General features: G+C 71.1%; 14 protein-coding genes and 1 riboswitch. Of the genes, 6 read left to right on the top strand and 8 right to left on the bottom strand.

Annotated features, from left to right (window positions below):
- Positions 1-630, top strand: a complete 630-nt coding sequence (locus ACH35V_RS30105; RefSeq protein WP_395977699.1) for a response regulator — start codon at positions 1-3, stop codon at positions 628-630.
- Positions 631-686: 56 nt separating this feature from the next.
- On the opposite strand, the gene ACH35V_RS30100 is transcribed toward ACH35V_RS30105, so the two are convergent.
- On the bottom strand, positions 687-914 hold the full coding sequence (locus ACH35V_RS30100) for a helix-turn-helix transcriptional regulator (protein ID WP_395977393.1): 228 nt from the start codon (positions 912-914) through the stop codon (positions 687-689).
- A 267-nt stretch (positions 915-1,181) separates the two neighbouring features.
- Positions 1,182-1,321, top strand: a riboswitch (cyclic di-AMP (ydaO/yuaA leader).
- Between the two features lie 5 nt (positions 1,322-1,326).
- On the opposite strand from ACH35V_RS30100, the gene ACH35V_RS30095 reads away from it, so the two are divergent.
- On the top strand, positions 1,327-2,118 hold the full coding sequence (locus tag ACH35V_RS30095; RefSeq protein WP_395977391.1) for a glycoside hydrolase family 25 protein: 792 nt from the start codon (positions 1,327-1,329) through the stop codon (positions 2,116-2,118).
- Between the two features lie 32 nt (positions 2,119-2,150).
- On the opposite strand, the gene ACH35V_RS30090 is transcribed toward ACH35V_RS30095, so the two are convergent.
- A complete protein-coding gene (locus tag ACH35V_RS30090; RefSeq protein ID WP_395977389.1) occupies positions 2,151-3,197 on the bottom strand; it encodes an AraC family transcriptional regulator in 1,047 nt (348 codons plus the stop codon).
- Positions 3,198-3,277: 80 nt separating this feature from the next.
- Positions 3,278-3,661 (bottom strand): hypothetical protein, encoded by a 384-nt coding sequence (locus ACH35V_RS30085; protein WP_395977387.1) that lies wholly within the window; start codon positions 3,659-3,661, stop codon positions 3,278-3,280.
- A gap of 220 nt (positions 3,662-3,881) precedes the next feature.
- Between ACH35V_RS30085 and ACH35V_RS30080 the strand changes: the two genes are divergently transcribed.
- The 3 genes from ACH35V_RS30080 to ACH35V_RS30070 are packed head-to-tail and all read left to right on the top strand — an operon-like array spanning position 3,882 to position 8,022.
- Entirely contained in the window at positions 3,882-6,110 is a 2,229-nt protein-coding gene (locus ACH35V_RS30080) for an MMPL family transporter (protein WP_395977385.1), read from the top strand.
- 24 nt (positions 6,111-6,134) lie between these two features.
- Positions 6,135-7,319, top strand: a complete 1,185-nt coding sequence (locus ACH35V_RS30075) for a sensor histidine kinase (protein WP_395977383.1) — start codon at positions 6,135-6,137, stop codon at positions 7,317-7,319.
- Between the two features lie 19 nt (positions 7,320-7,338).
- Positions 7,339-8,022, top strand: coding sequence for a response regulator (locus tag ACH35V_RS30070; protein ID WP_395977381.1), 684 nt, complete (start codon positions 7,339-7,341; stop codon positions 8,020-8,022).
- A 20-nt stretch (positions 8,023-8,042) separates the two neighbouring features.
- Here ACH35V_RS30070 and ACH35V_RS30065 read toward each other — a convergent pair whose 3' ends face one another.
- From ACH35V_RS30065 to ACH35V_RS30050, 4 genes are read right to left on the bottom strand one after another with little or no spacing between them, the layout of a single operon-like run.
- On the bottom strand, positions 8,043-9,410 hold the full coding sequence (locus ACH35V_RS30065) for an acetyl/propionyl/methylcrotonyl-CoA carboxylase subunit alpha (protein ID WP_395977379.1): 1,368 nt from the start codon (positions 9,408-9,410) through the stop codon (positions 8,043-8,045).
- Positions 9,411-9,412: 2 nt separating this feature from the next.
- Entirely contained in the window at positions 9,413-9,913 is a 501-nt protein-coding gene (locus ACH35V_RS30060) for an acetyl-CoA carboxylase biotin carboxyl carrier protein (protein WP_395977377.1), read from the bottom strand.
- Positions 9,910-11,670, bottom strand: a complete 1,761-nt coding sequence (gene accD / locus ACH35V_RS30055; protein ID WP_395977375.1) for an acetyl-CoA carboxylase, carboxyltransferase subunit beta — start codon at positions 11,668-11,670, stop codon at positions 9,910-9,912. Before accD ends, ACH35V_RS30060 begins: the two co-directional genes overlap by 4 nt.
- 47 nt (positions 11,671-11,717) lie before the next feature.
- Positions 11,718-12,752: a methyltransferase gene (locus ACH35V_RS30050; RefSeq protein ID WP_395977373.1), complete on the bottom strand. Its 1,035-nt coding sequence runs from the start codon at positions 12,750-12,752 to the stop codon at positions 11,718-11,720.
- A 253-nt stretch (positions 12,753-13,005) separates the two neighbouring features.
- Between ACH35V_RS30050 and fabG the strand changes: the two genes are divergently transcribed.
- Positions 13,006-13,791, top strand: a complete 786-nt coding sequence (gene fabG, locus ACH35V_RS30045) for a 3-oxoacyl-ACP reductase FabG (protein ID WP_395977371.1) — start codon at positions 13,006-13,008, stop codon at positions 13,789-13,791.
- Positions 13,792-14,059: 268 nt separating this feature from the next.
- Here the strand turns inward: fabG and ACH35V_RS30040 are convergent, their stop codons facing one another.
- A complete protein-coding gene (locus tag ACH35V_RS30040) occupies positions 14,060-14,902 on the bottom strand; it encodes a BTAD domain-containing putative transcriptional regulator (RefSeq protein ID WP_395977369.1) in 843 nt (280 codons plus the stop codon).
- Positions 14,903-14,937: the final 35 nt, after the last annotated feature.

The raw sequence follows: 14,937 nt of genomic DNA, 5'->3' as shown, positions 1-14,937 counted from the left end.
GTGGTACGCGTGACGATCGTGGACGACCATCCCGTCGTCCGGGCCGGGCTGCGCGCCCTGCTCGGCGGCGAGCCGGACATCGAGGTGGTCGCCGAGGCGGTGGACGGCGAGGACGCGGTCCGGCGGGTCGGGCTCGTCCCGACCGACCTCGTCCTGATGGACCTGCAGCTCGGCGAGGGCATCGACGGCGTCGAGGCCACCCGGCGGATCCTCGCGCTGCCGGACCCGCCGCGCGTCCTCGTCCTCACCACCTACGACTCCGACGCCGACATCTCCCGCGCGGTCGCGGCCGGCGCGGCCGGCTATCTGCTCAAGGCCGGCCCGCCGGACGAGCTGTTCCGCGGCATCCGCTCGGCCGCGCGCGGCGAGACGGCGCTGTCGCCGCGCGTCGCCACCCGCCTGATGGACCGGATGCGCGAGCCCGCCCCCGCGCTCAGCCCCCGGGAGATCGAGATCCTCGAACTGCTCGCCGAGGGCCTGTCCAACCAGCGGATCGCGCGGCGCCTGTTCATCAGCGAGGCCACCGTGAAGACCCATCTGGTGCACATCTTCGCCAAGCTCGGCGTCGACACCCGCACGGCCGCCGTCACCGCGGCCGTCGAGCGCCGCCTCATCCGCCTCCCCGGCTGACCCGGTCAGTCGCGTCCCCCGGCTGACCCGGCCGACCGCCTCGACGGCTGACCCGATCAACCGCCTCGACGGCTGACCCGGTCGACCGGCTCGACGGCGATGGTGACGCGGAGGCCGAGGACGTCCGCGACGCGTTCCAGCGCCGGCAGCGGCGGCAGCCGGGAGCCGGACTCCAGCCGGGAGATCACCGGCTGCTTCAGCCCGGTCAGCTCGGCCAGCCCGGCCTGCGTGAGCCCGAGGGCGCGGCGGCGGACGCGGATCGCCGCCCCGATCGTCTCGTCCACGGAACACCTCCTTCCACCTCACACGGTCGCCGCGCACCGCCCGCGTCCCATCGGCCGATCGTCGCGAAAGGACGCGCCGTCCGGCCGACCCCCGCATCAACCCATCGGTTGATGCCGCAGACCCGGCGCATGAGAACGGCGGCCCGCGAACCCCGTGCACGCCACGGAAAGCAGGCCGTCGGCCGCTCGCCTTACGCATAATTTATTTGCCATTCTGATTTGCCGCCGCTCATTTCCTGTGTTTAGTCTCCGCTGCACCGGTCGAAATCCGGCCGGACGCCGAATCCCCGAAAAGGGGAGCCGGGGACCCAGGTTCGTTAGGGGTGAATCCGCTGGACGCCAGCGGTAGGGCCGTCTCCTGGCCCGAACCCGTCAGCTAACCCGGCAGGCGAAAAAGGAGAGGTGGACGCCGGTGCGAACGGGCATCCAGAAAACGATCAGAACGCGCGGCCGCCGGAGAACGCTGCTGGTGGGCACGGTGGTCGCCGCCGGGGTGATCACACCCCTGGCCGTCACCGCCGGGACCGCGGACGCGCCCGAGACCAAGACCCCGGCCAGGACCGCCGCCGCGCCGGTGATCGAGAAGGCGCCCGCGGCCGAGGCGCCGCCCGCGGCCAAGTCCCGCCCCTACGGGGTGGACGTCTCGCACCACGACCGCGGCTTCGACTGGAGCCAGCGGAAGCTCGGCTTCGGCATCGCCAAGGCCACCGAGGGCACCGAGCACAAGGACACGACCTTCATCCGCAACTGGACGCAGATCAAGCAGAACGGCCTGGTCAGGGGCGCCTACCACTACGGGCGTCCGGAGAACGATCCCGTCCGGGAGGCCGACCACTACCTCCGGGTGGTGACGTCCGCCGGGCTGCAGAAGGGCGACCTGCTCATCCTCGACCTGGAGACCACCGACGGCCGCTCGACAGACCAGGTGAACGACTGGGCCAAGCGCTGGCTGGAACGCGTCCAGCAAAAGACCGGCGTCAAGCCGTTCTTCTACAGTTCGCGTTCATTCGCGGAGGAGCACGGCAAGGGCCTTGGCGAATATCCGCTGTGGGTCGCGCATTACGGAAGGGCCCCTGGCAAGGTAAGCGCGCCTTCGCCGTGGAAGCAGTGGGCCATTCACCAGTACGCGTCCACCGACCATGACCACAACGTGGCCCGCCTGTCGGGAGACCAGCTCCGCCGGCTCGGCTACAACGCCGCCTGAGCCTCTGAGGATGGACGCGGGCGGGGCTCGACTCACCGGACCAGTGGGCGCCTTCCCCGGGGTAGAGCCCCGCCGTCCTCCTCTTCGGCGGCCGTTGTCTGGAGGAGGCGGTAGCGGCCCGGCGGTTCGCCGTACTCGCGGCGGAACGCCTTGGCGAACGCGAAGTCCGAGGCGTAGCCGACCCGGTCCGCGACGGAGCGCAGCGGCAGGTCGGTGGTGCGCAGCAGCCGTGCCGCGCTGGTCATCCGCCACCAGGTCAAGTAGGACAGCGGCGGGGTTCCGGCGAGTTCGGCGAACCGGCGCGCGAACGCCGCGCGGGACAGCTGCGCCAGATCGGCCAGGGACTGGACGGTCCACGGCCGTTCCGGCTCGTGGTGGATGCCGCGCAGCGCCGCCGCGACGGCCGGATCCCGGAGCGCCGCCGTCCAGCCGGTCGCCTCGCCGGAGGGCCGGTCGTCGAACCAGGCGCGCAGCGTGTAGAGGAGCAGGATGTCCAGCAGGGCGGGCAGCGCCGCGCCGAAACCCGGCCGCTGCCCCGCGCCGAGTTCCCGTTCGAGCAGCTCGACCGCGCCGCGCAGGGACGGGTGCCCGCCGCCTCGCGCCGGGATGTGCACGACGTCCGGAAGCTCGGCGAGCAGCGGATGGGACCGTGACCGGTCGAGCAGATAAGCGCCGCAGAGCATGTCCGCGCGCCTGCCGTCCATGCACGGGTCGGTGCCGTCGCTCAGGACGTCCTGGAGCGGGAAGCGCGCGGCGGTCAACGATCTGTGCGGGACGTCGGCGACGCCATGGCTCATTCCGCGCGGCAGGAGCACCACGTCCCCGGTGTCGAGGACGACGGGCGTCCCGCCGGAGGGGATCAGCCAGCACGAGCCTCGCAGGATCATGTGGAGGCCCGCGCCCGGAAACGCGGGGAAACGGAGGCCGAACGGCGCCTCCAGGACGGTGCGGGACGAGTAGGGCCGCCCGAGCCGGACGCTGGCGATCGCGTCGCTCAGCACGTCCAGCGACCCCGGCCCCGGCCCCGGCGACGGCGACGGCGACGGAGACGGGGGCGCCCCGCTGAGGGACGCCCCCATGCCGGTCCGGTCTAGAGAAATGTGCATGGATGTGAGACAGGTGAGCGGCCGGAATCGTGACCGGAATCCGGGGTCTTCGGTCAGGTCGTACCGGACACGTGATGGCTGCAATCCAGGATCGTCCGCGGGTTCCAGATACCGGTGCAGACCTGCAGGTCGACCTTCAGCCCTTCGGGGAAGTCGAGGTACGAGGTATGTGAGGTACCGCTTCCGTTGAGGGCCCACGACTGGTAGAGCCTGCCGTTGACTCCGAGAAAGGCAACCACGGCCTTGCCGTCGGGGTAGCCGTCATAGGCCGTCAGGTTGTCGCCGTTCGTCCAGAATCGCGCCGAGCCGACCTGGTGGTCGTAGTTGTCCCAGATGTGGGTCACGGCGTCGGCCATCGCGGTGCCCATGGACGCCCCGAGCATCACGGTGGCGGCGGCCGCCACGGTCGCCGCCCGGCGTGCTGACTTCCAGCGCATCAAGCTCCTCCAGAATTCAGATGATCTTCCAGGTCACGGTAGGAGCGGGGCGTGCGGGCCTGCCATGTCCGAGAATCCACCCGCCATGTCCATCCGTCTCAACAGCCCCGGCGGCGTACTGCGATTTGAGTAGTCGGGTGTCAGCAGGCGCACGACGACGGGGACCGGGCGGAGGGACGAGGGTTGGGGGGAACCGATCCCGATGTGGAGGCCCTGTCCCGTGGCTCTGTTTCTCTACCGCCTAGGTCGCCTCGCCGCCCGGCTGCGCTGGTGGGTCGTCGTGGCGTGGGTGGCCGTCCTGTGCGGGGTGGGCTTCGCGTCGACGACCGCGTCCGCGCTGCCGGAGGACTCCGGGGCCATGCCCGGCATCGAGGCGAGCGACGCGCTGAACCTCATGGAGCAGCGGTTCCCGGGCGGCGCGGAGAACGCGACCGCACGGATCGTGTTCGTCGCGGACGACGGGCAGCGCGTCACCGATGCCGGCAACCGCGCGATCATCGACCGGCTGGTCGGCGAGGCGTCGAAGGGCGACCAGGTCGCCGCCGCGGTCGGGCCGTTCATGTCGAAGGCGGTGAGCAAGGACGGCTCCACCGCGTATGCGACCGTCCAGTACACGGCGTCGAAGAACGACCTCTCCGACGCCGCCAAGCAGGATCTGCGGGCGGCCGTCGGCAAGGCCCGGTCGGCGGGGCTGACGGTGGAGGTCGGCGGCCCGGTGCTGGCCGACAAGCCCAAGGTCGGTGGGCCGAGCGAGGTCGTCGGCGTCGGGCTCGCCGCGCTGGTGCTGCTGATCACGTTCGGTTCGCTGGTGGCCGCCGGGCTGCCGCTGCTGACCGCGATCCTCGGCGTCGGCATCAGCATGCTGGCGATCCTCACGGTCGGCGAGGGCTTCGGGCTGTCCACCACCAGCAGCACTCTGGCGATCATGCTCGGGCTCGCGGTCGGCATCGACTACGCCCTGTTCGTCGTGTCCCGCTATCGCGAGGAACGGGGCAAGGGGCATCCGGCCGACGAGGCCGCGGGCCTGGCCGTTGGGACGGCGGGCTCGGCGGTGGTCGTCGCCGGGCTGACCGTGGTGATCACGCTGGCCGGGCTCACGCTGGTCGGCATCCCGACGGCGGCGCGGATGGGCCTGAGCGCCGCCGGGGCGGTCGTGGTCGCCGTGCTCATCGCGTTGACCCTGGTACCCGCGCTCCTCGCCTTCTGCCCGGACGCCGTGCTCGCCCGCCGGGTGCGGCGTCCGAAAGTCCCGGCTGACCCGGCCGGGGCGGAGGAGGCGCCGGACAACGCGGGGACGCGGTGGGCACGGTTCGTCCGGCGGCGTCCGGTGGTGGTGCTGGTCGCCTCGGTCGCCTGCCTGGTGGTGCTCGCCGTCCCCGTGGCGAGCCTGCGGCTGGGCATGCCGGGCGACGAGGCCAAGTCCACCGAGACGACCGAGCGCCGCGCCTACGACGCGCTCGCCGAGGGCTTCGGGCCCGGCTTCAACGGCCCGTTGACGATCATCGTGGACGCCCGCGGCGCGGCCGATCCGCGGACGGCGGTGAAGACCATCGCGGGCCGGATCCGCGCGACGCCCGGAGTGGTGGCCGTGTCCCCGCCCCGGTTCAACCCGGCGCGGGACACCGCGCTGTTCACCGCGACGCCGTCCACCGCTCCCACGAGTGAGGAGACCAAGGACCTCGTCGGGCACATCCGGGACGGACGGTCCGCGACGCAGGCCGGCACCGGGGCGGCGTTCCTGGTCAGCGGGACCACGGCGGTGGACATCGACGTCGCGCAGAAGGTGCCGGGCGCGCTCATCCCGTATCTCGGGGTCGTGCTCGGCCTGGCCTTCCTGCTCCTTCTGGTGATCTTCCGTTCGCTGCTCGTGCCGCTCAAGGCCGTGTTCGGCTTCCTGCTGTCCGTCCTCGCCTCGCTCGGCGCGGTCGTCGCCGTGTTCCAGTGGGGCTGGGCCGCCGACCTGATCGGCCTCCAGCAGACCGGCCCGATCATCAGCATGATGCCGATCGTGCTGGTCGGCATCATCTTCGGACTGGCCATGGACTACGAGGTGTTCCTGGTCTCCCGGATGCGGGAGGCGCACACCCACGGCGAGTCCGCCGGGGACGCGGTCGTCACCGGCTTCCGGCACAGCGCCCGGGTCGTGGTCGCCGCCGCGCTGATCATGATGGCGGTGTTCGCCGGGTTCGTCGGCGCCGACCTGGCCATGATCAAGATGATCGGGTTCAGCCTGACGGCCGCCGTCCTCTTCGACGCCTTCGTCGTCCGCATGGCCCTCGTGCCGGCCTTCCTCGCCCTGCTCGGTGAGCGGGCGTGGTCGCTGCCGCGCTGGCTGGACCGGCTGCTGCCGCGCCTCGATCTCGAAGGCGAGGCCCTCACACGTCGGCACCACGGTATCGCTGCCCCCGTAGGTACCGTGGTGCCGACCGCCGGTCGACGGACGGGATGACGCCGCGACGCCCCGGAGCGTGCCATGACGATCAGCTGGCGCCACTACGCCAAGGACCACCCCGGCATCGTCGACGCGGCGATCACCCTCCTGATGATCTGCGCCGCGTCCGGCCCGGCGATGCTCAACAGCGACCTGTCCGACACCGACGCGCTGAGCTGGCGGTCGGCCGTCCCGCTGACGGTGGTCGGCGCGCTGGCGCTGCTGTGGCGGCGCAGCCATCCCCGCACCGTGGTCGTGCTCACGGTCGTCGGCGCGAGCGCGGCGGGCGGGTTCGGTTACCTCATCACGCCGGTGCTCCTCGCCCCGGTCATGGTCGCGCTCTACGAACTGGCCGTACGGGTGCCCGGGACGACGACCCGCGTGTACTACGCGGCGGCCACGGCGGCGGTCGCCGTGTCGGCCCTGGTCGGGGACGAGTACGGCTATCCGTGGCCGCTGGCCGTCCTGAACCCCGTCCTGTTCCTCCTGCTGCCGGTCGCGCTGGCCGAGTACACCCGCCTCCGGCACGACTACCTGGCCGCCGTTACGGCACGCGCGGAGTACGCCGAGCGGCACCGCGAGGAGGTGGCCCGCCAGCGCGTCACCGAGGAGCGCGCACGCATCGCCCGGGAACTGCACGACGTCGTCGCGCACCACATGTCCCTGGCCAACGCCCAGGCGGGGGCGGCCGCCTACCTGGCACGCGGCCATCATGACGATCTGGTCCAGAAGATCCTCGCCGACCTGACCGGCACGACGTCCGCCGCGTTGCGCGAGCTCAAGGCCACCGTCGGCCTCCTGCGGCAGCCCGACGACACGAACTCCCCGCTCGAACCGACCCCCGGGCTGGCGCGGCTGCCGGAGCTCACCGCCGCGTTCGCCTCCGCCGGGCTGGACGTCGACGTCACCGTCGAAGGAGAGGAGCGGCAGCTTTCACCGGGCGTGGACCTGACGGCGTTCCGCATCCTGCAAGAGGCCCTCACCAACGTCACCAAGCACGCCACCACTGGCAACGCCTCCGTCCGGCTCGCCTACGGCGAGGACCGGCTGACCATCACCGTCACCAACGCCGCCGGGCCCACGACGCCGGCCCCCAAGAGCCCGGACGACGGCTTCGGTATCGTCGGCATGCGGGAGCGCGCCCGGTCCGCCGGCGGCCGGTTCCACGCCGGGCCCCTCCCCGAAGGCGGGTTCACCGTCGTCGCCGAACTGCCGATCCGGCTCTGACCTCCGATCGAGAGCGACCGTGACCATCCGCATCCTCCTCGCCGACGATCAGGAGCTGCTGCGCGCGACCTTCCGGATGCTCATCGAGGCCAACCCGGACATGGAGGTGGTCGGCGAGGCCGCCGACGGCGACGAGGCGGTCGAGCTGACCCGCGCCCACAACCCCACGCTCGTCCTCATGGACATCCGGATGCCCCGCACCAACGGCCTCGACGCCACGACCGCCATCTGCGCCGATCCGGAATTGTCCGCCACCCGCGTCCTCATCCTCACGACCTTCGAGACCGATGAATACGTGGCCAGGGCGCTACGCGCGGGCGCCAGCGGGTTCCTCGGCAAGGACGTCTCCGCGGACGCGCTGCTCGACGGCATCCGCACCATCGCGGCCGGCGACGCGCTCCTGTCGCCCACGGCCACCCGCGCGCTGATCACCCGGTTCCTCGCCACCGCGGAACCCGACGTGCCCGCCGAGGACGTCGCGCGGCTGGACGCCCTCACCGCACGGGAACGCGAGGTCATGGTGCTGGCGGCCGAGGGCAGGTCCAACGCGGAGATCGCCCGCGAGCTGGTCATCAGCCCGCTGACCGCGCGCACCCACGTCCAGCGCGCCATGACCAAGCTGCAAGCCCGGGACCGCGCGCAGCTGGTCGTGATCGCCTACCAGACCGGGCTCGTCCGGCCCCGGCCGTCGTCCGCGTACTGACGGCCGTCAGGTGGCGGCCGTCAGGTGGCGGCCCGCGCTTCGGCGAGGGCGTCGATGTGGCCGGTCGTGTGCGTCGCCGAACGGAACTCGGGGGAGTCGATCAGCTCGTCGAGGAACCCGGCCGTGGTGTGGACGCCGTCGCCCCGCGCCGACGTCTCGCCCAGGGCGCGGCGCATGCGGGCGATCGCGGTGTCCCGGTCGGGCGCCCAGGAAATGATCTTGGCGATCATCGAGTCGTACTCGGGGGCGATCAGGTATCCGGGGTGGGCGTGCGTGTCGACCCGGACGAACGGGCCCGCGGGCAGGCTCAGCTCGGTGAGGACGCCGGGCGTCGGGGCGAACTGGCGGCGCGGGTCCTCGGCGTTGATGCGGCACTCGATCGCCGTCCCGTTCAGGACGACGTCCCGCTGGGTCAGGCGCAGCCGCTCGCCCGCCGCGACGCGGATCTGCTCCGCGACGAGGTCGATGCCGGTGACCATCTCCGTCACCGGATGCTCGACCTGGATCCGGCAGTTGACCTCCATGAAGTAGAACTCGCTCGCCTCCCCGGCGCTTTCCACGAGGAACTCGAACGTGCCCGCGCCCTCGTAGCCGGCGGCGCGCGCGCCCGTGACGGCGGCGTCCCGGATCCGGGCGACGAGGCCGTCCGGCAGCGCGGGCGCCGGGGACTCCTCGACGAGCTTCTGGTGGCGGCGCTGCAGGCTGCAGTCCCGCTCCCCGAGGTGCAGGACGTTCCCGTGCCGGTCGGCCAGGACCTGGACCTCGACGTGGCGGGCGCGGGTGAGGTAGCGCTCCGCGTAGACCCTCGGGTCGCCGAACAGCGTGGCGGCGGCGGCCTGCGTGGAGCGGAAGACGTCCGGCAGCGCGCCGGCGTTCCAGGCCACGCCCATGCCTCGTCCGCCGCCCCCGGCCGCCGCCTTGATCAGCAGCGGGAAGCCGATGCGCTCGCCGAGTTCGGCGGCGGCGGCCAGGTCGAGCGGCTCGGTGGCGCCCGGCAGCAGCGGCAGCCCGGCGTCCGACATGAGCCTCCGGGCGCTGACCTTGCTGCCGAGCACGGCCATGACGTCGGCCGGGGGGCCGATGAGGGTGATTCCGGTGGATCGGCATGCGTCGGCGAAGTCGGCGTCCTCGGAGAGGAAGCCGTAGCCGGGATGGACGGCCTGCGCGCCCGTGCCGACGGCGGCCTGCAAGATCGCCGCGGCGTTCAGGTAGCTGCGCCTGGCCGCGGGCGGTCCGACGCACACCGTCTCGTCGGCGAGCCGCGCCGGGAGGCTGTCGGCGTCGCGGGCCGAGTGCGCCAGGACGGTGCGGACGCCGAGGTCGCGGCAGGCACGGATCACCCGCAGCGCGATCTCGCCCCGGTTGGCGATGAGGATCTTGTCGAACACGCTCAGGCCTCCGGGTCGATCCCGAAGAGGGCCTGGCCGTACTCGACGGGCTGCCCGTCGTCGGCCAGCACCTCGGTGATCACCCCGTCGTGGTCGGCCTCGACGGGGATCATCAGCTTCATCACCTCGAGGATCGCCACCTGCTGACCGGGCTTCACCCGGTCGCCCACCTGGACGAACGGCTCCGCTCCCGGTTCGGGGGAGCGGTAGAACGTCCCGACGGTGGGCGCGGTGACGCGGGCACCGGCGGACGCCCCACTGTCGGCGGCGTTGCTGGATTCGGCCGGGTTCGCTCCGGGGCCGTACGGGGGCGGCCCCGGAGCAGGCGCGGGAGGAGCGGGGGACGGCGAGGCCCAGTCCAGCTCCAGTTCGATGTCCCCGGCCCTGATCCGCAGCCGTTCCGGGGCGCCGGGCAGATCGGCGAGGAGCGTCGCGACGGCGTCCCGCACCTGCTCAAGCCGAATGATTTCGCTGGGGCCGGGGCCGGGGTGGACGGTGGTCACGACGCCTCCCATTCCGGGGTGTACTCATCGGCGGAGGTGACGAACTCGCTCCCGTAGCGGGAGAAACGCGCGTGGCGGTCGGCGCGCAGCTTGGCGTCCCCGAGTCCGTCCAGGTCGTCGAGGAATGCCGAGATCGCGAGCCCGAGCCTCCGCGCGGCCTCCACCGGATCGGCGTCGACGCCGCCGGACGGTTCGAGCAGGACGCCGTCCACCACGCCGTGCTCCAGCAGATCCCGCGACCGCAGCTTGAGCGCCGCCGCCGCGCGTCCCGCTGCGGCGGGGTCCTGCCACAGGATCGCCGCGCACCCCTCGGGGCTGATCACGGAGTAGACCGCGTCCTGCCACATCAGGACCCGGTTGGCCACGGCGAGGGCGAGCGCGCCGCCGCTGCCGCCCTCACCGGTGACCACGGCGATCATCGGCACCGGCAGCTGCGCCATCAGCTTGAGGTTCTCCGCGATGGCGGTGGCCTGCCCCTGCTCTTCGGCCTGCCTGCCGGGATAGGCGCCGGGCGTGTCGATCAGCGTGACCACTGGCACGCGCAGCTTGGCGGCGAGCCGCATCAGCCGGGCCGCCTTGCGGTAGCCCGCCGGGAGCGGCATGCCGTAGTTCCGGCGGGCCAGCTCGGCCGGATCGTGGCCCTTCTGGTGGCCGATCAGCATGACGGGGCGTCCGTGGAGACGTCCGAGGCCGCCGACGATGGCCGGGCAGTCGCCGGACACCCGGTCGCCCGCCAGCTCGCGGAACTCGTCCAGCAGCAGGGCGGCGTAGTCCAGCGTGGTGGGCCTTTCGATCCGCCTGGCGCGCCGGACCATGCCGTGCGGGTCCTCGTCGGGCAGCCGCGCCGGGTCACGCACGACGAAACCGTCGATCTCGTGCGGGTCGCTCCTGTGGGCGCGCAGCCGCACCGGCTCCGGCCCGCGAGGACGTCCGGATCGCCCGGACCTCAGCAGCTTCGCCAGCTCGGCGCGGAGCGCGTCGCGCGGGGTGATGAGATCGACGAAGCCGCGCTCCAGCAGGAACTCCGCCGTCTGGAAGTTGGACGGCAGGGTCTCCTTGATGGTCTGCTCGATGACCCGGCGGCCCGCGAATCCCAGCCGGGCGCGCGGCTCGGCGATGGTGACGTCGCACAGCGTGGCGAACGAGGCCGCCACCCCGCCGAACGTCGGATCGGTGATCAGGGAGATCGTCAGGAGGCCGGCCTCGTCCAGCCGGGCGAGCATCGCGCTGGTCTTGGCCATCTGCATCAGGGACAGCGCGCCCTCCTGCATCCGCGCTCCGCCGGACGTGGTGACCAGCAGCAACGGTGTGCGGCGGGCCAGCGCGACGTCCCCGATCCTGGTGATGACCTCGCCGACGACCGAGCCGAGGCTGCCGCCGAGGAACCGGAAGTCCATGCACGCGACCACCACCGGGCCGCCGTCGATCTCACCGGCCGCGCCCACCACCGCCTCCGGCAGTCCCGTGCGGGTCCGGGCGTCGGACAGCCGGCGGCCGTAGGGCTTGCTGTCGGAGAAGCCGAGCGGGTCGGCCGGTGTGATCGTGAAGCGCAGCGGTTCGATCGAACCCGGGTCCAGCAGGAACCGCAGCCGCTCCATCGCGGTGAGGGTGTCGTGGCGGCCGCATTCCAGGCAGCATTTGAAGTTCCGCAGCCAGCGTTTCCCGTAGGTCGTCGCGCCGCAGCCGCTGCACGCCACCCATTCCGGAGCCGTCGCCTCCGGGATCGTGGCGGGGTAGGTGGCATTCTCGTGTGGCATTGCCGGCATCTCGTCGATACTCCCTGTCTCCTGCGGCCCCGGGGCGGTCAATTCGGCAGGCCCGCCTCCAGGAGGTGCAGGTAGGAGTTCACCGGCTGCATGTTCACGACCTTCAGCCCGGCGCGGCGCACCACCGCGGTGATGGTCTCCGTCGTGTGCTTCCTGCCGTCGGAGTTCAGCAGGAACAGCAGGTCCGTCCCGGTGGTGAACTTGATCTCCGGACTGCCGTCGATCATGTTGGTGATGATGAATATCCGGCTGTCCTTCCGGCCCGCCTTGGCGGCGTTCCGCAGCGCGGTCACGGATTTCTCGTCCGCCCATTCGAGAATGTTCTTGAAGAGGTAGACGTCGGCCTCGACGGGGATCTCGCGAAGGCAGTCTCCGCCGATGACCCGGGTCCGCGAGGCCAGCGATCCGCCGACCCGGAGGCGGCTGTCGGCCTCGGCGACGACGGGTGGCAGATCGAGCAGGATTCCCTGCAAATCCGGGTTCTTTTCCAGAAGGGTCGCCAGGGTGAAGCCGTGGCCGCCGGCGACGTCCGCGAGCGTGCCGACTCCCCGCAGATCGAGCGCCTCGGCCACCGCGTTCGTGGCCAATCGGCTCAGCTCGGTCTGCGCCCTGTTGAACACCTCCGCCGACTCCGGCCACACCTTGTGCAGGTGCGTGAAGAAGTCGGCGCCGTACTTCTCCTCGAATTTACCGCTCCCGTCCCGGGCGGCCTCGTCGAGGTTCGGCCACAGCTCCCAGGTCCACGGCTCGGTGACCCACAGGACGTAGTGCTTGAGGCTGTTGGGGTCGTCCTCCCTGAGCAGCCGGGACGTGGACGTGTGCGCGTGCCCCTCAGGCGCCGGGGTGAAGACGCCGTGCTGCGCGAGCGCGCGCATCAGCCGTCCCAGCACCTCCGCGTCGACCTTGAGCGCGCGGGCCAGCTCCTCCGTCGGCACCGGCCGGTCGCCGATCTCCTCGGCGATCCCGAGGCGCACCGCGGCCCGGAGCGCCGAGGCGCCCGCCGCGCTGAGGGCGAGCTCGCGCACACCGATGACCGCGTCATGATCGGCGATATCCTTTTCTTGAATCGTCATCGATAGCTCCGTTCAGGACGAGTTGGACAATTAGCGGCCGAGTTCGACGGCTACCAGGCTCAAGGTAGAGGTCCGGCTCTTGAGAACCGGTTGAGAAACTTTTGAGCAGTCGGCTTGAGACGCCTTCCACGATTGTTCGAGGCGCCGACCGGACGATTGACAGTCATGAGCCCGCGAAAGGCTCGCCGGCGGTTCTGAAGTCTTCTCGCGCCGAGCCGGCTCATGGGAATCGTCAACACGTTCGGAGGACGGGATGTCAAAGGAGCACGGCCGGGTCGCGCTGATCACGGGCGGGACGAGTGGAATCGGGCTCGCCTCGGCGGAACGCCTGGCCCGCAGCGGTCACCGGGTGTTCATCTGCGGCCGCGACCTCTCGGCGGTCGAGAAGACGGTGGAGGGTCTCCGGAGCGCGGGCCATCAGGCCGACGGCACCGGCTGCGACGTTTCCGACGTCGCGCAGATCGAGCACCTGGTGAATACGGTGAAGGACCGTTTCGGCCCCATCTCGGTTCTGGTCAACAATGCCGGACGCAGCGGCGGCGGCATCACCGCGGAGATTCCGGACGAGCTGTGGCTCGACGTCATCAACGTCAATCTCAACAGCGTTTTCCTGGTGACCAAGCGCGTCCTGTCGGACGGTGGAATGCTCGGCCTGGGCCACGGGCGCGTCATCAACATCGCGTCGACCGGCGGCAAGCAGGGCGTGGTTCTCGGCGCCCCGTACTCCGCGTCGAAACACGGCGTCGTCGGGTTCACGAAAGCGCTCGGGCTTGAGCTGGCGAAGACCGGTGTCACCGTCAACGCCGTCTGTCCCGGATATGTCGAGACCCCGATGGCGCAGCGGGTGCGCGAGACCTACGCGAACATCTGGAAGATGTCCGAGGACGAGGTGCTCGCCAAGTTCAACACGAAGATTCCGATGGGCCGCTACGGCAATCCCGAAGAGGTCGCCGCGATGGTGGACTATCTGGCGAGCGACGACGCGGCCGTGGTGACCGCTCAGGCGATGAACGTCTGCGGCGGGCTCGGCAACTACTAGCGTCGCAGGGAGAAAGACTGCCTTTGCGGCCGCGCCCGCAAAGGCAGTCGTCCCTGGGGAGACAGGCTCCGGTGTTCCTGGTGGACGTTGGTTTCGTCAGCATGGCCGCCGTGTGGTCGCCCGCCCGGCGCGCGGGGCCGACCGTGGTCTCGTGATGTCTGCGAGGGAGCGAGAAAGGGAGCGGTCGAGGACGGCATGCGGAGAAACTTTACGGCCACCCGGATCAGTACGGGCTCATCGGACGCTCATCGAACGCCGGTGGCCCGGCTCACCACGCGGCGAATTCGATCGATTGGAAATTCCTGAATGAGTCGCGCTGGCCGGCGGTTTCCTCTTCCCTGGCACTGGCCGTCCAACCGCCGCTGAGTTCGTCGAGCTCGGGAGCTCCGGTGAGCAGGGCATGGTGTAACTGCTGCAGGCGGGGGGACGGCTCGATTCCCAATTCTTCGATCATCCACGCGCGCAGCTCGCGGTAGATTTCCAGCGCCTTGCTCCGAAGGCCGGAACGGTAGAGCGCGAGCATGTAAAGCGCGTGCAGGTTCTCGTTGTAGCTGTAACGCGCGGTGAGCGACGTCAGCTCGCTCAGCGATTCGCGGTGCCGGCCGCGCCGCAGCTCCGCCTCGAGGCGGGACTCCACGATCGTCAGCCGGGACCGTTCGAGCCTCGCGACCTCGGGCTCCAGCACGCGGCCGAGCTCGACGTCGGCGAGCGCCCGGCCCCGCCACAACGCGAGGGCCTGGTCGAAGACGCGGACCGCCTGCTCGTCGTCCCGCATCTCCAGGGCGGTCATGCCGGCCCGCTCCAGCGACCTGTACTCGTACAGGTCGACGGTCGCGCCGTGCAGTTCGAGCGTGTACCCGCCGTTCCGGGTGATGAGGACCTCGCCGGCGATCTCGGCGGCGGGAGTCCGGAGCGCCCGCGAAAGGTGCTTGCGCACCTGCATCACATAGGTCTGCAATGTGGTCTGCACGCTTTTCGGCGGCCGGGTGTCCCAGATCTCGCTGATCAGCGCGTCCGTCGACACCACCTCGCCCTCGCTCAGCAGTAATGCCGAGAGCACTTGTCGCGGTTTCCGGGCCGATGGCACGGCGGTACGGTCGCGATGCGTCACCGCCAGCGGTCCCAGAATTCGGATGTCCATTCATG

This window comes from Actinomadura sp. 1N219 (genome assembly GCF_044326405.1).
Classification (GTDB): Bacteria; Actinomycetota; Actinomycetes; order Streptosporangiales; family Streptosporangiaceae; genus Spirillospora.
Note: the sequence above shows the minus strand (reverse complement) of the source record. Positions and strands in the feature narration are given on the sequence as shown.